Annotated in this window: 19 protein-coding genes; 2 read left to right on the top strand and 17 right to left on the bottom strand. The window is 64.0% G+C overall.

Annotated elements, in window-relative coordinates:
• Positions 1 to 2: 2 nt before the first annotated feature.
• The 5 genes from ACWUI7_RS02395 to alaS form a co-directional block, all read right to left on the bottom strand.
• On the bottom strand, positions 3 to 1,892 hold the full coding sequence (locus tag ACWUI7_RS02395) for a PINc/VapC family ATPase (protein WP_496640567.1): 1,890 nt from the start codon (positions 1,890 to 1,892) through the stop codon (positions 3 to 5).
• A 50-nt stretch (positions 1,893 to 1,942) separates the two neighbouring features.
• Positions 1,943 to 2,473 (bottom strand): DUF2062 domain-containing protein, encoded by a 531-nt coding sequence (locus ACWUI7_RS02390; protein WP_496640566.1) that lies wholly within the window; start codon positions 2,471 to 2,473, stop codon positions 1,943 to 1,945.
• Between the two features lie 69 nt (positions 2,474 to 2,542).
• On the bottom strand, positions 2,543 to 3,253 hold the full coding sequence (locus ACWUI7_RS02385; RefSeq protein WP_496640565.1) for a type 1 glutamine amidotransferase: 711 nt from the start codon (positions 3,251 to 3,253) through the stop codon (positions 2,543 to 2,545).
• Between the two features lie 77 nt (positions 3,254 to 3,330).
• Entirely contained in the window at positions 3,331 to 4,128 is a 798-nt protein-coding gene (locus ACWUI7_RS02380) for an alpha/beta fold hydrolase (RefSeq protein WP_496640564.1), read from the bottom strand.
• A gap of 9 nt (positions 4,129 to 4,137) precedes the next feature.
• Positions 4,138 to 6,912 carry an alanine--tRNA ligase gene (gene alaS / locus ACWUI7_RS02375; RefSeq protein ID WP_496640563.1) on the bottom strand — a complete coding sequence of 925 codons (2,775 nt, stop codon included), beginning with the start codon at positions 6,910 to 6,912 and terminating at the stop codon, positions 4,138 to 4,140.
• A 149-nt stretch (positions 6,913 to 7,061) separates the two neighbouring features.
• On the opposite strand from alaS, the gene srp19 reads away from it, so the two are divergent.
• The gene (gene srp19 / locus ACWUI7_RS02370) at positions 7,062 to 7,340 is read left to right on the top strand and encodes a signal recognition particle subunit SRP19 (RefSeq protein WP_496640562.1); all 279 of its coding nucleotides are present in this window, start codon (positions 7,062 to 7,064) and stop codon (positions 7,338 to 7,340) included.
• A gap of 2 nt (positions 7,341 to 7,342) precedes the next feature.
• The gene (locus ACWUI7_RS02365) at positions 7,343 to 7,570 is read left to right on the top strand and encodes an H/ACA ribonucleoprotein complex subunit GAR1 (protein WP_496640561.1); all 228 of its coding nucleotides are present in this window, start codon (positions 7,343 to 7,345) and stop codon (positions 7,568 to 7,570) included.
• 22 nt (positions 7,571 to 7,592) lie between these two features.
• On the opposite strand, the gene ACWUI7_RS02360 is transcribed toward ACWUI7_RS02365, so the two are convergent.
• The 12 genes from ACWUI7_RS02360 to ACWUI7_RS02305 form a co-directional block, all read right to left on the bottom strand.
• On the bottom strand, positions 7,593 to 7,865 hold the full coding sequence (locus tag ACWUI7_RS02360) for a hypothetical protein (RefSeq protein WP_496640560.1): 273 nt from the start codon (positions 7,863 to 7,865) through the stop codon (positions 7,593 to 7,595).
• A 51-nt stretch (positions 7,866 to 7,916) separates the two neighbouring features.
• Positions 7,917 to 9,428 carry an NADH-quinone oxidoreductase subunit N gene (locus ACWUI7_RS02355; RefSeq protein ID WP_496640559.1) on the bottom strand — a complete coding sequence of 504 codons (1,512 nt, stop codon included), beginning with the start codon at positions 9,426 to 9,428 and terminating at the stop codon, positions 7,917 to 7,919.
• Positions 9,421 to 10,953: a complex I subunit 4 family protein gene (locus ACWUI7_RS02350; RefSeq protein ID WP_496640558.1), complete on the bottom strand. Its 1,533-nt coding sequence runs from the start codon at positions 10,951 to 10,953 to the stop codon at positions 9,421 to 9,423. The genes ACWUI7_RS02355 and ACWUI7_RS02350 overlap by 8 nt, the downstream gene beginning before the upstream one ends.
• Positions 10,950 to 12,968 (bottom strand): NADH-quinone oxidoreductase subunit L, encoded by a 2,019-nt coding sequence (nuoL, locus tag ACWUI7_RS02345; protein WP_496640557.1) that lies wholly within the window; start codon positions 12,966 to 12,968, stop codon positions 10,950 to 10,952. The genes ACWUI7_RS02350 and nuoL overlap by 4 nt, the downstream gene beginning before the upstream one ends.
• A 1-nt stretch (position 12,969) precedes the next feature.
• Positions 12,970 to 13,272 (bottom strand): NADH-quinone oxidoreductase subunit NuoK, encoded by a 303-nt coding sequence (gene nuoK / locus ACWUI7_RS02340; RefSeq protein WP_496640555.1) that lies wholly within the window; start codon positions 13,270 to 13,272, stop codon positions 12,970 to 12,972.
• The gene (locus ACWUI7_RS02335) at positions 13,272 to 13,604 is read right to left on the bottom strand and encodes a hypothetical protein (RefSeq protein WP_496640554.1); all 333 of its coding nucleotides are present in this window, start codon (positions 13,602 to 13,604) and stop codon (positions 13,272 to 13,274) included. Before ACWUI7_RS02335 ends, nuoK begins: the two co-directional genes overlap by 1 nt.
• The gene (locus ACWUI7_RS02330) at positions 13,601 to 13,873 is read right to left on the bottom strand and encodes an NADH-quinone oxidoreductase subunit J (protein ID WP_496640553.1); all 273 of its coding nucleotides are present in this window, start codon (positions 13,871 to 13,873) and stop codon (positions 13,601 to 13,603) included. Before ACWUI7_RS02330 ends, ACWUI7_RS02335 begins: the two co-directional genes overlap by 4 nt.
• A 93-nt stretch (positions 13,874 to 13,966) precedes the next feature.
• Complete coding sequence (locus tag ACWUI7_RS02325) at positions 13,967 to 14,428, bottom strand: NuoI/complex I 23 kDa subunit family protein (protein WP_435162069.1); 462 nt, start codon at positions 14,426 to 14,428, stop codon at positions 13,967 to 13,969.
• A gap of 1 nt (position 14,429) precedes the next feature.
• The gene (locus ACWUI7_RS02320) at positions 14,430 to 15,503 is read right to left on the bottom strand and encodes a complex I subunit 1/NuoH family protein (protein ID WP_496640552.1); all 1,074 of its coding nucleotides are present in this window, start codon (positions 15,501 to 15,503) and stop codon (positions 14,430 to 14,432) included.
• Positions 15,503 to 17,170, bottom strand: coding sequence for an NADH-quinone oxidoreductase subunit D (locus tag ACWUI7_RS02315; protein WP_496640551.1), 1,668 nt, complete (start codon positions 17,168 to 17,170; stop codon positions 15,503 to 15,505). The genes ACWUI7_RS02320 and ACWUI7_RS02315 overlap by 1 nt, the downstream gene beginning before the upstream one ends.
• Positions 17,167 to 17,865 carry an NADH-quinone oxidoreductase subunit B gene (locus tag ACWUI7_RS02310; RefSeq protein ID WP_435162072.1) on the bottom strand — a complete coding sequence of 233 codons (699 nt, stop codon included), beginning with the start codon at positions 17,863 to 17,865 and terminating at the stop codon, positions 17,167 to 17,169. Before ACWUI7_RS02310 ends, ACWUI7_RS02315 begins: the two co-directional genes overlap by 4 nt.
• Positions 17,862 to 18,281: an NADH-quinone oxidoreductase subunit A gene (locus ACWUI7_RS02305; RefSeq protein WP_496640550.1), complete on the bottom strand. Its 420-nt coding sequence runs from the start codon at positions 18,279 to 18,281 to the stop codon at positions 17,862 to 17,864. The genes ACWUI7_RS02310 and ACWUI7_RS02305 overlap by 4 nt, the downstream gene beginning before the upstream one ends.
• Positions 18,282 to 18,394: the final 113 nt, after the last annotated feature.

Here is an 18,394-nt window from a genome sequence, read left to right as displayed (position 1 = left end):
ACTCAGCGCGCCGGAACGATTGTGATCGTCTGGGTGCGGTCGATCGCGTCCTCAAGCTCCTCGGCGATGGCCGACCCGCGTGAGACCTGCACCTCCCCGCCGCGGCCCACCGTCGCAGTGAAGAGGTACTCGCCGTTCGCGCGCACCTCGACTGTCTCGCCGACGCCTCCGTCGACGTCCAAGACGACGTGTCGTGAGGTGATCTCCGGCTGCACCACCGACCCCCGGTCGTCGCCGACCTGTGCGGTTTGTCCGTCGCCGCTCGGTCCGCTCGTGGATCGGCTCGACCCACCACCATCAGTCGGTTTCTCGCTGTGAGTACGGACGTCGATCTCGATACCGAGTCGGTTCTCGATGTCGCGGATCCGGCCACCACCTTTGCCGATCACTGTTCCGATGTCGCCCTCCTCGACGTAAACGACCGCCTCGTCGTTGCCGCGGAGTGCCACATCAACGTGGCCGTGTGCGACAGACCGGATCTCGCGCTCGATCTCTTGTTTCGCGATCCGGCCGACACCGGACTCAGTCTGGTCGTCGTCATCGTCGCCGAGCGGCACCGTCACCACCTGCCGGTTGAACGTGTAGATCTCGAACTCGGGGCGGCCGGTCTCGAAGCTCGATACCTGTATCACCGGCCGCGCGAGGTCCTCGGCGGTGAGTCCCGCAGGCACTTTCACCTCCGTGGTGACATCATACACCGTGTGGACCTCGCCGGCGTCGATGTACACCACCGTGTCGACGATCTGCGGGATCATCCCGAGCTCAACCCGGCCAACGAGCCGCTGGAGCGCGTCGATGGCGCGCGAGGCGTGGACCACCCCGACCATCCCGACGCCGGCCATCCGCATGTCCGCAAACACCTCGAAGTCGCGCGTCTTGCGGACCTCGTCGTAGATCGTGTAGTCCGGTCGGACCAAGAGCAGCGAGTCGGCGGTGTTCTCCATGCTCCCACCGAGTGCGCCGTACTGGGTGATCTCGGGACCGACCTGGAGGTCGCGGGGCTTCTCCATCGTCTTCACCGCGTAGTCGTTGTCGTTCAGGAACTCCGCGACCGCCTGTGCGAACGTCGACTTCCCGGCTCCCGGCGAGCCAGAGATGAGCACCCCGCGCTGTTGTTCGAGGAATCGCTCGCGGAGGTCGTCAGCGAACTCGTAGTCGTCGAGGGTCGTCTTCGCGATGGGCCGCACCGCGGTGATCTCGACGCCGTCAGCAAAGGGCGGTCGCGCCACCGCGATCCGGTAGTTGCGATACTGGACGATGTCCATCCCGTCGTCGGAGAGCTCGATGAAGCCGTCTGCCGACTGCCGTGCGAGGTCAACGATCGCGTTCGCCAACTCTGTCATCCGTTCTTCTGACGTCTCTGTCTCCTCTATGACGACGTAGTGCATATCGCCGAGCGAGCCGCGTTTCGCCCGCGGCTTCGTCCCTGTCTTGAGGTGTAGCGACATCGTCTCGTCGGTGAAGTACTCCGCAATCGGGAGCTCGTCGACGACCCCGCGTGTGACCGGCTCGACGAACTCGATATCGATGCCCTTCGCGCGGGCGACTTCCGCTTGGACAACATCACTCGAGAGCAACGTCGCGTTCTCTGCGTCGGCTACGTCGCGGATCAGCGCGTCGACGTCGCCTTCTGCGGCGTGTGAACGGGCGTCACCGCTCGGTCGTTCACCGACGTATCGCAGGTTGATGGTGCCGTCGTCGTGAAACGCGGCGAGCCGCTTGAGCTCCTCAAGTCCGTCCCATCCGGACTCAAGCCCGTCGTTGGCCTGCGACTCCAGCTCGCCGACGACGGCCTCCGGGACGACGACCGTCACCGACTCGTAGGTGCCGTCCTCGACGCGTTCGGACACGCGGCCGTCCACGACCGCACTGGTGTCCGGGACTACGTTCATATGTATGATGCGAGCGGGAACCGTATAAGCGTGTTCGACCGGCGCTCCGTTCACTCCCGCGACCGAGTCGGCGGCGGCCCAGTCGGCTGGTCCTCGTCCCCCGAGACCGCATCCGTCACCGTCCCAACGACGTCGACGTCGCGGGCGTGGTACGCCTCGATCAGCCGGTAAGAAACGACGTAGCTCGGTACGGCGGCGACGACCGCGAGAATCACGTTCCCGACGAGCAGCCGGAGGAGTATCGGTGGCCCCGCCGACAACGAGACCTCGGCCGGAGTAACGCCAGGAACAGGCCCGAGAAGTGCGACACCGAGTGTGAAGCTGGCGGCGTACACACCCCACTTCACCGCCGGGTTGAACACGACGACGGACGCGAGCAACGCGGCGTGGTTGATCCGGCGGAACGCCCATCCGAGTACGACGAACGCGATTAGGCCGGTTCCGAGCGTCGGCAACATCGTGATGAACACGCCGAGTGAGAAGCTTCCGGCGGTCTCACGGACCGTGTGATCACCTGCAAACGACCCATGGATCGCCGCCTTCGCCCGGGCGACCCACGCCTTCGTTCGCCGACCTATCATTACGATGTATACACGACCGCTGTGAAAATAGCTGTCGGCGAGAGACCGGCTCGGGCCGCCCGTCTCGTGTCAGTCGTCGGCCGCCGCCGGCTTCTGGCCCTGTCGATGCTCACGGGCATACGCGACGAAGTTGTCGAAGAGCGGCTTCGCTTCACAGGCGGCCTCGAACGCCTCAGGAGTGATATTCGCGAGCACGTCGTCAACCCGTGGGTCGCCCAAGCGCCCGCGTTTCCCCTCGGTCACCTCACGGGCGGTCTCGATGTCGTACTCCGGATGGAACTGGACGCCCCAGCAGTGTCCGTCACGGAACGCGTGGACGCCATACTCGTTCTCTGCGAGGAGATCGGCACTCGGCGGCAGGTCCACGACCGCGTCGCCGTGGGTCGTAAACACCGTGAACGACTCGGGGACGTCTTCGAACAGCTCGTCGCCGTGATGGTGGACCGTGTTGTAGCCGATCTCGAAGTCATCCATGCCGGTGACACGCCCGCCGAGCGCCTCTGCGAGCACCTGATGGCCATAACAGACGCCAAGGATCGGGACCCCAGCGTCGGCCGCCTCAGCGACGTACGCAACGAGCGGGGGGATCCACGCTTCATCCCAGTACACAGACGAGCGTGACCCGGTGACGACGAGCCCGTCGAAGTCGGTGTGTTCGGGGAGGTGACCGCTCGTAGCGTCGTATTCGGCAAGGTCGGCATCAAGCTCTCGACGAAAGTTCCGCCGGGTGCTCTCGCCCTCGTGGGCGGCGTTCAACAGCGCGAAACGGAGGCGGCTCATGTGTCCGTGTGGAAGGGTGACGGGCTAAAAACCGTTGTGGCCCAACGGTCGTCGAAGCGGTCGTCCCGAAACCAGCGTTACAACAAGTTACTCGCGTGTGTCGCCAGCCAGCCGGTGAGGCGATCGTTGACCGCTGCAGATGCCTCCACGCCGACGAGGTGACGTGCACCGTCAACAAGATACCGCTCACCGCGAGGCAGTCCGTCAGAGAGCGTCTCCACGGCCGTCCGTGGACACACCGTGTCGTCGGTGCCAGCCACGACGAGCGCGGGCGTCGATACCTCGTGTAATCGGTCGACGAGGTCGAACTCCTCGATAGCCGCGCGCTGGGCCGCGAACACCTCGCGGTCAGCGTCCTCCGTGAGTCGCCACTCGACGATAGGCGCAAGCGCGTCCGGCTGTGCCTCCCGGAAGTCCGCAGAGAGCAGTCCCGTCAGCGATCCCTCCACCGCTGCTGGATCCGTCGGGTCGGCCCACACGCCGGCAGGGTTGTACGCGTCACCGGCCGGCGGCGTCCCGACGAGCGTCAGGCTCGCTGGGCGCGACGAGGCCAGCGCGTACGCGAGCGCGACCATCCCGCCCAGCCCGTAGCCGACGAGGTGGGCGTTCCGGACGCCCGCGTCTGTACACACCGCATCGAGGTCTGCCGCGAGCGCCTCGACGGTGTACGGCCCAGGGGGGGCGTCGGACGCGCCGATGCCCCGCGTCTCTGGCGTAACGACCGTGTACGGGCCCGCGAGCGCGGCGTGCTGCCAGCCGAATTGCCAGGCGCCGAGCCCAACGTCACCACAAAACACGACTGCCTCGTCGTCGCCCACCCGGCCCTCGTCGACCTCGTAGCGGAGCGAGACGTCACCGTTCGTCGCTCGGGGCATGGAGACTGTTCACGCCTCGCTCAGTGTTTGTAACACGTCTGGGGCGTCCGCAAGTGCGTCGTCGAGTGCATCAACGTCCGGGCCGCCACCCTGCGCGAAGTCCGGGGGCCCACCACCGCCGCCCCCGACACGCTCGGCGAGCGCAGCGACGACGGCACCGGCGTCGACACCCACCTCGTCGGGGACGCCGACCACGACGCTCGCCGAGCCGTCGAGACCGCTGCCGAGCACCGCGACACGGCCGTCATCGACGTGAGCATTCGCTGTTGCTCGCAGCTCCGCGACATCGCCGTCGATCCGCTGGATAACAGCCGAAAACCCGTCGACCTCGACCGGCTCAGCCGCCGCGCCTGAAGCGCGTGCTTCCGCCAACTCCGTCTTGAGCGTCTCTATCTCTTTCCCACGGGCCTTCCACTCCTCGAAGAAGCGTTCTGCGGTTGCGGGCACGTCGAAGGGGTCCACATCGAGCGCATCGGCCGCCTCGGCCAGCGCGTCCGCGGTCCGCTGTGTCGCCTCCACGGCGGCTGCGCCGGCTGCAAACACGATCCGTTCGACACCATCTTGGACCGGCTCGGTCTTCCTGATGGTTATCGCACCGATGTCGCCGGTACGGTCGACGTGGGTGCCTGCACACGCCTGCACGTCGACGTCACCGACATGGATCAGTCGAATGCTCGTTCCCGGCGGCACACCGCCCTGGTACAGGTCGAACCCGTACTCGGCCTCCGCGTCGTTTCGGTCGGGCCACTCCTGTGACACCGGGAGGTTCTCGCGGACGATCTCGTTGGCGACCCGTTCGATCTCGTGGGCCTGCTCGCGGCTGATTCGGTCGTAGTGGCGAACGTCAAGCCGTGAGGAGTCGGTCCCCTTCTGTGCACCAGCCTGTCTGACGTGGTCACCAAGCACCTCGCGGGCAGCGTGGCCGATCACGTGTGTCGCGGTGTGGTGTGTGCGGAGCCGGTTGCGACGCTCTGCGTCGACCTGGCCGCGAACGATCTCGCCTTTGCCCGGATCGGCGTCGGTGCGGTGAAGCACGACCCCGTCGACCGACTGGACGTGGGTCACCTCAGCGGTCGTCTCGCCGTGGACGAGCTGCCCATGGTCGGCCGGCTGGCCGCCGCCTTCTGCGTAGAACATCGTCTGGTCTAAGACGACGTCGTACCCCTCGTCGGCCTCGAAGACGTCGAGGACGACCGCTTCGAACTCCGTGCGGCCCTGATCGTCGTAAAACAGCTGCTCTGTCTCGGGGAGGTCCGCGAACCGTTCATCACGCTCCGTGGCTGTCTCGCCGCCATCCGCTTCCTCGTGTCGGTCGGCGACGAGCGCGTAGAAGTCGTCCGGTACCTCGACGCTTGCCCCACGTTCTGCAGCGATCGTCTCGACCATATCCGGTTGGATCCCGTGGGAGTCGTATAGCTCCAATAGCGCGTCCGTCGGGATCGGTTCGCCAGCGTTGGCGTACTCGTCGGCGAGCGCTTCGACCCGTCTCGCGCCGCGCTCTAACGTCTCGCGGTACTTTGTCTCCTCGGTGCGGACCATCTCGCGGATCGTGTCGCGGTTCTCATAGCCCAGCCGCTCGGCCTGCATGTCGACGAGTTCGTCGAGAGGGGCGTCGACGCCAACCTCCTCGACGAGTCGTTTCGTCCGTCGGAGCACCATCCGCGCGAGGTATCCCGTGCCGACGTTCGATGGCACGATTCCATCGCCGAACATGTACGCAAGCGTCCGCGAGTGGTCAGCAATCGCGTAGATCGCCTCAAGCGGCTCCATCAGCTCACGAAGCCGGTCGACGTCGACATCAAGCCGGTCGGCGATATCACCGCGGGCGGCCTCTACGTCGTCGACGTCGTCGATGTCGAGCCGCCCGGCAAGTGTCGCCGCACGCTGAACCAGCGCTTCTTCCTCGTCGGTGTACGACAGCTCCGCATTCGACTTCAGCAGCTCGATCGCGTCAGGATAGATCGCTTCGTACACCGTCGGCGTCCCCTGGCTCATCCACGTCCATCGCTCTAACCCGTAGCCGGTGTCGACGATGTACGTATCCATGAACGAGTACGTGTTTCCATCCTTCATCTCGTACTCGCCGTCGGGGTCCTGTTCCATACACATGAAGACGAGCGTGGCCAGCTCGGCGCCTCGATAGATGACCTCGATCGCCGGTCCGGCGTTGCCGCCGCCAACCCATGGGTCCTCGATGTAGGTGATCTCAGAGAGGTCCGCCCCGAGCGCCTCGAAGAGCCCGTCGCAGTATGCGACAGTCTCGTCTTTCCAGTACACTTCGCCCTCGTAGGCGTACTCTTTTTCAGCGTCCTCACGCGTATTGAACGCGTGGTGGGCCATCATCTCGAACGCCATCGTGTGTCGACCCGTCTTGCCGACATTGTCGATGTCTTGCATCCGGATACACGGCTGTGAGATCGCGAGCGGGTTGGCCGGCGGCGGCGTCTCACCGGAGGTGACGAGCGGTTGGAAATCGTAGATAGACGCCTGCGTCAAGAGCACGTCGTCGCGCCACCGGTTCGCAGCGACCGGATACGGATCGATCCGCTCGTGGCCGTGTGACTCAAAGTACGAGAGGAATGCCTCGCGCATCTCAGAGAGCGTGTACGCCTCCTCGAAGCCCGGATTGTCGATAAACGTGTAGTCCGCACACGGCGGTTCACCGCACAGCTCGCGGTCGGCATCGCGCGTCCAAAAGTGCGCCCCACAGGAGGGACACTCTTTTCGTTCGAATCCCTCCTCCTCGAAGTAGTCGAGGCGGTACTCCGCGTCGAGATCGCTCATTACCATGTTCTGACCCGTGTTCGTCTAAAAGGGTTCCGAGGCGGGCCCACGGCAGCGGGTTCACAGGCTCCAGTGACGTATCCGTAGCCGGTGATGACGACTCGCCGTGGTCCGAAACGGCCTTACGCTGCCGGTCCGCTCTCTGTAGTATGGTCGAGAACGTCGTGTACCCCGCCTACTTCGACGCCGACCGGTCGCGCACGGCGGGCCGTCGTGTCCCGACGGAGCTTGCGGTCACCGAGCCGACCGTCGACGAGATCGCGAAGGCTGTCCAGCAGGTCGGCTACGACGCGGTGATCGACAGAGAGACCACGTACTCTCGCGAGCACACACCCCGCGGGTCGGTCGTCGTGAAGGGGACCGACGATACCAGTAAAAACGACCTCGTACAGGCGATCGCCGCCTACCTCGGGGTCATCCGCGAGTGACGATGCAACGCGTCGGAACCGTCGTGCGAACCGCGGGCGGGCTCGCTATTGCTCGCGCGTCCCCCGGAGAGGATCCACCGGCCATCGGCGCCGGCGTTGTCGACGAATCGCTCTCGCGGGTGGGCCGGGTCGTCGATGTGTTCGGCCCCGTCGGCCACCCATACGTCGCCGTCACTCCCGACGACGACGCGCTCACGGCGCTCGTCGGCACACCACTGTACACACGGTGATATCCCCGCGACCGCGACACGCTCACTCCTCCACGGTGAAGTCTGCAAGCGTCTTATCCGACCGCACGAGCCGCTCACAGACCACGAGCTTCTCCAGTCGGTCGAGTCGATCCCACGCCAGATCCGCAGGTGGCTCGGCCTCAAACGCCGCAAACTGCTTGTAGACGGTCTCGTTGAGGAAGCGCTCGAATGAGGCACACACAGGACACTGAAGCGATAGCGATGCGACGTCGAACGACCGGGACACCGTGTGGTCACGACACGCGAGACACCGATACGTCCGAGTTCGGCTCATACGAAATCGACGAGCCGAAGAAACGAGTATCTGCGGATCAACAGACCGCGATTAAAAGAGCGCCGCGGCCGCCGCCTCGGCCGTCTCGATGACAGGCCCGAAGCCGGGCAAGAGGAGCACCGTCGCGACCGCTGCGAACACCACGGCCGCGTACAGCGCTGTCGGACGTGTGTCGATGGCCTCTAGCGCGCCTGGAGTCGCCGGGTCGTCGAGGAACATCGCCCGGACGACGCGGCTGTAGTAGTACAGTGAGAGCACGCTGTTGACGGCACCGATTGCCGCAAGCCAAATAAAGCCGTTGTCGATCGCGCCTAAGAACAGGAAGTACTTCGAGAAGAAACCCGCGAACGGCGGGAGCCCGGCGAGCGAGAACATGAACACGGCCATTGCCGTCGAGGCGAGTGGCGCACGGCGCGCGAGCCCGCCGTAGTCGGCGAAGGTTCGCCCGACGCCCCACCGCTCAACCATCGCGACGAAGAGGAACGCACCGGTGTTCATGAAGCCGTAGACAAGCAGGTGTGCCATTGCGGCACCCATCACCGCGTGGTTACCACTGCCGCCCGCAGAGAGTGCTGCCAGCCCGATGAGTGCGTACCCCGCGTGCCCGATCGACGAGTACGCGAGCATCCGTTTGACCTCCTCTTGAACGGCCGCCGCGAAGTTCCCAAGCGTCATCGTCACCGCGGCGAGCACACCGAACGCGAGCACCCAGTCGATGTTCGCCGCCAGCGACGCGCCGATCGGGAACGCCTCCGTAAAGACACGGAAGGCGACCACGAACCCAGCCGCCTTCGATGCCGACGAGAGGAACGCACTCACGGGTGCGGGCGCACCCTCGTACGCCTCTGGCGCCCAGAAGTGGAACGGCACGGAGGCGGTCTTGAACGCGACACCGCCGATGATCATCACGATGCCGACACCAGCGATGCCAGCGAGATCACCGACCGAGCCGATGCCCGCGGCGACCCCCGAGAAAACGAGCGACCCAGTCGCCGCGTACACCAGTGAGATGCCGAAGAGGAACACCGCAGAAGAGAGCGCGCCGACGAGGAAGTACTTCAAGCCGGCCTCAACGCTCCCGCGGTTCGACTTCAAGAACGCGACGAGCGCGTACGACGGCAACGACACCATCTCCAGGGCAACGAACACGACCGCGAGCGAGTTCGCGACTGCGAGCAGTGACATGCCCGTCGCCGCGAACAGCGTGAGTGAGTAGAACGCCGCCGGATGCGTGTGGTCGTCGAAGTAGTCGTGTGCAGCAACGACGACGAGTGCCGTCACCGACGCGAATATCGCGGTGAAAAACAACGACATTGTGTCGACTTTGACCGCGTCCGCGAACAGCGTGACCGCCCCACCGGTGTCGGCGTGACCGACCTCGGCGACGACGAACCACACGGTGACCGTGAGCGACGCCAGCGCGCCAACGGTCCCGACGACAGCGAGCATGGTGTTCGACCGCTTGTTCGGTCGAATCGTATCGACTAACAACAGCGCGAGTCCGGCGAGCCCTAACAAGAGCGCTGGCGAGAGCGACGCCCACGCCGGTAGCGTCTCATACATTGGCGCTCACCCCCTCTACGACCGGCATCGTCGCGTCTCGTATCATCTCGAAGACGAGGTCGGGTGCAACGCCGAGCACGATGATCGCTACGAGCAGTACCGCAAGCGGGGCAACGTCATGGAACGGCGCGCTGCTGATCTCGTAGTCGGTCTCGAGCCGGAAGGGTCCGAACAACGTCTTCTGCATCGCCGACAGCAGGTAGCCAGCAACGATAACGATGCCAAACATCGCAAGCGCAGTGAACACCGGAGCGTATGGGAGCGAGGGGGCCCCAAACGAGCCGACGAAGATGAAGAACTCACCCGCGAAGCCGGCCATAAGCGGCAGTCCCATGTACCCGAACGCTCCGGCGACGAGGATGCCGACGGTGATCGGCATGCGGTCTGCCATCCCGGCCATGTCGCCGACCATTCGCGTGTGCGTCGCGTTGTACACGACCCCAACAGCCATGAACATCAGTCCGGAGATGAGTCCGTGAGCGACCATCTGGAACGTCGCGCCGCCGACGCCGTACTCGGTGAAGACGACGAGTCCCAAGATGACGTACCCCATTGACGAGACCGACGAATACGCGACGATGCGCTTCAAGTCCTTCTGTGCGAGCGCTAACATTGCTCCGTAGATCACGCTTATCACGGCGATCGTGGCTATCGGGACCGCCAACGCGGCGGCCTGGTCGGGTAACATTGTGAAATTGTACCGCAACAGCGCGTACGTCCCCATCTTCAACAGGACACCGGCGAGCAGCACCGACACCGGCGTCGGCGCCTCAACGTGAGCGTCCGGCAGCCACGTGTGGACAGGAACGACCGGTACCTTCACCGCGAAGCCGGCGAACATCGCGAGGAACGCCCCCATCGCGATCGTTCCGGGAGCGATTCCGAACCACGTGGAGAGTTCACCTGCCGCGATGGCGCCCGTAATCTCTGGAAGGCCGAACGAACGTACCGAATCACCGAGCGCGAACGTGAGCGTGGTGAACCCGATGAACATCAGCAGCGAGGCTGCATTCGTGTACACGAAGAACTTGATCGCAGCGTACTTCCGGCGCGGCCCACCCCAGATACCGATAAGGAAATACATCGGCACGAGGACCGCCTCCCAGAAGATGAACCAGACGAAGAAGTCGAGTGCGGTAAACACGCCGAGGAGATTAGCCTCCATGAACAACATCAGACCGTAAAACTGGCTCTGGCGTTCGTCGATCGGCGTCCACGCGCTTAGGATGGCGAGCGGCACGAGGAACGTGGTGAGCACGACGAGCGGGAGACTGATCCCGTCAAGCCCGACGAACCACGACACCGTGCGGCCGCCGACCTCGATCCACTCGACCCGTGACTCGAAGGCGATTGTCCCGCCAGTGAGCGCGTTACCGGCGCCGTCGAACTGCGACCACGCGTAGAGCGCGCCCGCGAACGGGACGAGACTCACTGCGGCCGCGAGCCGGCTGGCCCATGCATCGGGTGTGACGAGCACGACCAGCGCGGCGAGGAACGTGAACCCGATCAGCGCCTCGAGTATCACAGGAACCACCCCCCATTGAGGCCGAGCACGACCAATAACGCGAGCAGCCCCAGCGTGAGCATGGCGGCGTACTCAGAGACCAGCCCGGTCTGGATCCGGCGCACCCGACTTCCGCCGGCGAGACTCACCGACGAGACGCCGTTGACGACGCCGTCGATGATCCCTTGGTCGACGGTGTCGGCACCGCCGGCGATGTCTTCGATTCGATACGCGAGCCAGACTTGCAGTTCGTCGAGGTAGTAGTTGTTGTACAACACGGCTTTGATGCCGCCGAGTGCGGCGGTGTGTTCTGTCGGCGTCGGCACGTCATACAGGCGCCAGGCGACCCCAAGCCCGGTCAGTGCGAGCCCGAGTGAGACCGCCGCGCCGACGAGTACGGTCCCAGCCTCACCGCCGACGAGGTACGCACTGCTGTAGGGCCCGACCTCTGCGTAGTGGTGTGAGGAGAGGCCGGCGATGCCACCCCACTCGTTGTCGAGCCATCGGTGGAGGTAGTCGATGCCCTCGAGCCCGAGCACCTTCTGTACGGGCACCATGTTGATGAAGCCGGTCACGACAGCGAGCGTGCCGAGCACCGACAGCGGGCCCTTCACGTTCCAGCGAACGGACTCGGGGGAACGAGCGGTCTCCGAGCGAGGCTCACCGTGGAAGGTCAAAAACACCATTCGGAACGTGTAGAAGGCGGTGACCGGCACCGCGAGCAACCCCATGACGTAGCCGCCGAGCAGCAGCGGATCGTTCAATCCGTGAACGAGCGCCTCGTAGAGCACCTCGTCTTTCGACCAGAAACCGGCGAAGGGGAAGATCCCGGCGAGCGCGAGCGAGCCCGCAAGGAACGTGTAGTAGGTGACGGGCAGCTTCGAGCGCAGCCCACCCATGTCCCACATGTTCTCGTTGTGATGCATCGCGATGATCACGGACCCTGCACCGAGGAACAACAGCGCCTTGAAAAAGGCGTGGGTGGTGAGGTGGAACACCGCGGCCACGTACCCGCCCGCGCCAAGCGCGAGCATCATGTATCCGTACTGTGAAATAGTTGAGTACGCGAGTACCTGCTTTAGCTCATCTTTCACTACGCCCATCGTCGCCGCGAACAGCGCGGTGAACCCGCCGACGAAGGCGATGACCGCGAGCGTCGTCGGCGTCAGGGCATAGAAGCCGTACATCCGTGCAACGAGGTAGACGCCAGCCGCGACCATCGTGGCCGCGTGGATCAGCGCAGAGACGGGCGTCGGGCCCTCCATCGCATCGGGCAGCCACGTGTGCAGCGGGAACTGTGCAGACTTCCCGACGACACCACCAAGTACGAGCAACCCGACGGCGGTGAACCACGTCTGTACCTCCAGGCCACCAGGCGTCCACACCGTCGTTGAGCCCGCTAGCGCCGCCTCAGCGAGTGCCGGGAACGATCCCTCACCGGCGAACGCTGCCGTCCCGAACGTTGCGAACACCGCGACCACGCCGACCAAGAAGAAGTAGTCGCCAAAACGGGTGACCAAGAACGCCTTCTTCGCGGCCGACGGCGGACCGGGTTCACGGAAGTGAAAACCGATGAGCAGGTACGAACAAAGGCCGACCAGCTCGAAGAACATGAACGCCATGAGCAGGTTGTCGGCGACGACGAACCCGAGCATGGAGGCCGTAAAAAGCCCGAGCCCGGCGTAGTACCGCGGCAAGCCGACCTCACCCTCGTCGTTCATGTATCCCAGCGAGAAGACGTGCACCAAGAGCGCGACGAGTGACACGATGACCAGCATGAGCGCCGACAGCGGGTCAATGAGCGCGCCGAAGGTGAGCGTGAACTGCTCGCCGGCAGCCCACACGTACAGCGTCTCGTTGTACGCCTGCCCCCCAGCAACGCTGGCGGCAATCAGAAGCGACAACAGCAGTGAGCCGCCCGTTGCGGCGATGCCAGAGAGCGCGCCACGTTTCGGAAGGTACTGTCCCGCGCCGAGCGCAACGAGGAACGAGACGAACGGTAACAACACGACCGTCGGTACGTACACATCGAACATCTTACCACCTCATCTCCGCTGGAACCGTCACGTCGATGTCTCCAAAGTTGCGGTACAACACGAGGATGATACCGATCCCAACCGCGACCTCGGCGGCCGCGAGCGCGATTACGAACAGCGCGAACACCTGACCGGTGAGGTCACCGTAATACAGCGCGAACGCGACGAAGTTGACGTTTGCCGCGTTCATCATGAGCTCGACGCTCATCAGAAAGTAAAGGGCGTCACGCCGGGTGAGCACACCGAACAGACCGATACAGAACAGCCCCGCAGCGAGGAGCAGGTACCACTCGACCGGGACCACTACCGTTCACCCCCATCGGTGAGCGCCTCGCCGATCGCCGCGACGACCGACCCGTCGTCCTCGCGACGCGCCAAATAGATCGCGCCGTCGACGGCGACGTCGAGCGCCACGGCGACGATCAAGAACGCTGCGAGAAAGCCCTCGGAGGGAATCGACGCGACTTCCTCGAGGTTGAACAGCGCGTAGCCGACGTTGTGGACGACCGACGCGTCCACCGGGAAACCGGTGGCCTCGCCGAAGCCGGCCGAGAGCGCCGTCGCGGCCAGCATGGCGAACAGGCTGGTCACCGCGAGCGCGGGCAGCAGTCGCCCGGATGCTCCGTCGTTGCTCATCCGCTCGTCACCTCCGCGTCGTCGGCTTGGGTAGATCGCGTAAGCATCACGGCGAACGTGACGAGAATCAACACCCCGCCCACGTAGACGAGGATTTGCATGGCGGCGAGGAACTCCGCCTGCAACATCACGTAATGCACCGCAACGCTCGTCAGGGCACCGCCCAGAAGCAGCGCGGCGTGGAACACGTCGCGCGCTAGGACGACCCCGAGGCTGAACGCCAGCGTCACCGCGGCGAACAGCGCGAACGCGATGGTGTCGTAAACCATTGTGTACCTCTCCACTCAGCGGCCCTTTGAAGATTTCGAGATGGGACCGGGGCGATACCGTCGGAATACTCGCGCGTCAGCGCGGGGCAGCCGCTACTGGTAATCGAGTTCGCCGTCACCCTCACCGATCCACGCACCGCGATCGGGGTTACGAGACTCCAGCGGGTCGATACCCTTGTACCACGGCACGTTCTTCAGCTGCTCTTTGTTGTAGACGAAGTCGTCTTTCGTGTCCGCCGTGAACTCGAAGTTCTGGGTCAACAAGATCGCATCAACGGGACACACCTCCTCACACAGCCGACAGTAAATACACTGTCCGATGTGGAGGTTGTACTGTTCGCCGTTTCGTTGGTCGTCTTGTACGATCTGGATCGTGTCGTTCGGGCAGACGTTCTCACACTGTCGACACCAGATACACCGCTCCTGGCTGAACTTGTGGACGCCCCGGAAGCGCGGACTCACGTCCGGCGCCTCCTCCGGGTACTTCACCGTGAACGTGTTGCCGTCCAGTGCGTGTTTCATCGTCGTCGCCATCGATTTCATGAGTCCGATCATATTACGCGATCACCCCCACGATTACGGCCGTGAGCACCAGGTTCGCAAACGATAACACCAACATTCCCTTCCAGCCGATCTCGATCAGCTGGTCGATGCGGACCCGTGGCAGCGCCGAGCGGGCCCACTGTGTGAAGAGGAAAAATCCCCAGATCTTGACCACGAACCAAAGGAACCCGATGCTCTCTGGGCCGGGGCCAGACGCGCCGCCGAGGAACGTCACCGCGAGGATTGCGCCGCCGAGGAATATGTGGACGAACTCGCCCAGATAGAACAATACGAAGTACGCAGAGGAATATTCGGTCTGATACCCGGCGACGATCTCTGTGGGTGCCTCCGGGATATCGAACGGGTTGCGCCCGATCTCCGCCATATTGGCGGTGAGGAACAAGACGAACGCGAACGGATTCACGAACACGAACCAGCTCGGCACGTCGACGCCGGCGACGCTGAACAGCACCGCGCTCTGGGCGGCGACGATCTCGCTCATCTGGAGCGTTCCCGCGAAGATCACGACGGACATCGCGGTGACAATGAGTGGGATCTCGTACGCGAGGTTCTGTGCCACCGCGCGGAGCCCGCCAAGCATCGAGTACTTGTTGTTCGACGCGTATCCCGCCATCACCAGCGAGACCGAGGCGATAGAAGCGAACGCGAACACCAGCGCTAGTCCGACCTCGGGGTCGGCGAGCTGGAAGTTCACCGGCCCGAGCCGTCCCATCGGGATGACAGCGAATCCGAGCAGCGCCGACGCCGGCAGCACGGTCGGTGCGAGGTCCCACGTCGGGCGGTCGACGCCTTCGGGCACAATGAGCTCTTTCGCGAGCAGCTGCACCGCCGATGCCGGGATGATGAGTAGGCCGAACGGGCCAACTCGGTCGACCGCGATCCGGTCGGTGAACGCGGCCGTAATCTTGCGTTTCGCCCACGGACCGGCAACACCGGTAAACGCGAGCACGATGTTGCCGACGATCGCTGCTGCGACGAGCGCAGCAACGATCTCACCGAGCACGCCCGGGAGCCCGAACGTCTCCGTGAGGAACTCGGGGAACAGCTGGACAGAGGCGGTACCCATCAGCGGTCCACCTCACCCAACACGATGTCGAGGCTCCCGAGCGCCGCGATCACGTCCGGGATGTACTCGCCGTTGGCCATCTCCGGAAGCGTCTGCAGGTTCGAGAAACACGGCGAACGGATCTTGAAGCGTGCCGGCTTGTCGGTCCCGTCTGACCGCATGTAGATCCCGAGCTCACCTTTCGCCGCTTCCACGGCGCGATAGATCTCGGCATCGTCGTCCGGGCGGAGCGTCCGCGGCACGTTCGCCTGGATCGTGCGCTCGTCTTCTGGCCAGTCCTCGAGGAGGTCGACACACTGGCCGATGATCTTTGCGGATTCTTCGACCTCCTGCATACGCACGAGTAGCCGGCTGTAGTTGTCACATCCGTCTTCGGTCACGACATCCCAGTCGAGTTCGTCGTAGTACCCGTACGGGTCGTCACGACGCAGGTCGTAGTCGACGCCGGAGCCTCTGGCGACCGGACCAGTCGCGCCGTAGCTCTTTGCGACCTCCGGGGGGAGGATGCCGGTGTCGACCGTCCGCATCTGGAAGATCTCATTCGAGGTAACGAGGTTGTGATACTCCTCGACGGAGCCGGGCAGCTGGTCGAGGAAGTCCCGGGTCTTCGAGAAGAACTCCTCGCGGGGCTCGGGCAGGTCCCAGACGACGCCACCGAGCCGGAAGTAATTGAACATCAGCCGCTGGCCCGTCAGGTCCTCTAAGAGGTCCTGGACGCGTTCGCGGTCGTTGATCGCGTACATGAACGTCGCGGTGAAGTCGCCGTTCACGTCGAGTGCGAACGTCGCCAGCGCGAGCATGTGTGCGGCGATACGGCACATCTCTGCGCCCATCGTGCGGATCACTTGTGCGTACTCCGGCACCTCGATGTCCGCGAGGTCCTCGGCCGCCCGCGCGTACGCCCACTCGTTGAGTAGGCCCGCCGAGATGTAGTCCCAGCGGTCGGGATACGGCATGATCTGGTGCCGGTAAGTGCCCGACTGTGCCATCTGCTCTTCACAGCGGTGGAGGTAGCCGATGTCCGGCTCGACGTCGACGACTTGTTCGCCGTCAAGCACCGTCTTCAGGTGGAGCACACCGTGCGTCGCCGGGTGGTGTGGACCGATGTTCAAGAACATCGTGTCAGACTCGGCGTCGCGGTGGTGATCTTCGAGTGGATTCGCGTGCTCCGGGAGCGTGGCGATCTGCGGGCGCTCTTGATCGTAGCTCATCGAGAGCGGGTGTCCTTGCCACGTCTCGGGAAGCAGGATTCGCCGGAGGTCGGGGTGGTCATCGTACTCGATGCCGATCAGGTCGTACGCCTCGCGCTCGTGCCAGTCGGCCGTGCGGAAGACGGCATCAGCAGATTCAGAGACCGGGTCGTCTTTGTCTGCTGGAACAACGATACTCACCTCTTGGGTCGGGTCGTCGAACTTTTTCAGGTGATAGATCGACTCGTAGCGGTTCTCGTACTCTTGGGCGCTGACGAGAGAGAGGTGGTCGTAGCCGGCCTCCGTCTTGAGCGTCGAAAGCGTCTCCTGGACTGCGTCCGGTCGAATCACGAATCCCGGCGCGTTTAGGTGGTCGTCGCGGTCGACGACGAGGTCACCGAGCAGCGCCGCCAGTTCGTCTGGCGTCGGCTCAACGGACGCGTCCGTCTCGGGGGTGTCTGGTGCTTCGAGGCTCATGGTGAATCAGCGAAGTTGTACCGCATGACGAGTTCGTCGTCGTCGATCTGGTCAGCGAGTTTCTCGACAAGTTCGTCACGGTCGAGATCGGAGAACTGTTCTAGCTCGTACGGCTTTACTGTCACCGGCGCGGCCTCGCCGTTAGCGACGCGCTCTTGCAGCTTCGCGACACCGTAGACGAGCGCCTCCGGCCGGGGCGGACAGCCCGGGACGTGGATGTCGATTGGGATGACCTCCTCGGCGCCCTTGATAACGTTGTATCCCTGCTGGAACGGGCCGCCAGAGATGGTACACGAGCCCATCCCGACGACGAACTTCGGCTCCGGCATCTGGTCGTACACCCGCTTCATCCGCGGGGCGAACTTCGAGACGATCGTTCCTGGAACGATCATCACATCGGCCTGCCGCGGGGAAGCGCGGGGAACACCGCTGCCGAAGCGGTCAAGGTCGTGTTTTACCGCGTAGGTGTGCATCATCTCGATGCTACAGCAGGCGATGCCGAACTGGAGCATGAACATTGACGAGCCGCGACACCAGTTCAGGAACTTGTCGAACTTGGTGAGGATGAACGGCGAGGAGCCGAACGCCTCCCGAAGTCGGGAATTGAATCGGTCTCCCTGACCGCTCATACGGCTGTCGCGGGTCTCCGTGACCACGCTCGATTCGTCGGTGATGAAGGGTTGATCGCTGCTCATGTGTTGATCTCACGCTCGGTCTTTCTGCGGGACGCACGGGGGCTGCGGGCCCACTCCACCGCGCCCGTCCGCCACGCCCAGACGAGTCCAATAGAGAGGATGCCGACAAACGCCAACATCGGCCACAGCAGGTCTATCATCGGAACACCCGCTGCGACGGCCGGGCGGAAGATGACAGCCCATGGGAACAGCAACACGGTCTCGATGTCGAAGACGACGAACAACAACGCGACCATGTAGTACTGGATGTTGAACCGGATCCGCGTCCCTCCGGTCGGGGTCTCGCCGGACTCGTAGGTCGTACTCTTGCCGGTCTCAGGCACACTCGGGCGGAGCAACGCCGAGACCGTCATCATCCCGATCGGGATGAGGAGGCCGACGGCCGCCAAGGCGCCGATCGCTATCCAATCGCTCATGTAGGTCTCCGTAACATGATGTGGTTCGAACTGCCCCCTGATAAGCGTTGAGTTGTGCGGAGCCTGGCCGTGTGCGGCCGTCTCTGGCCGCCAAGTGCATGCAGGAGCAAACC

The organism is Halorubrum orientale (assembly GCF_059623105.1).
Note: the sequence above shows the minus strand (reverse complement) of the source record. Positions and strands in the feature narration are given on the sequence as shown.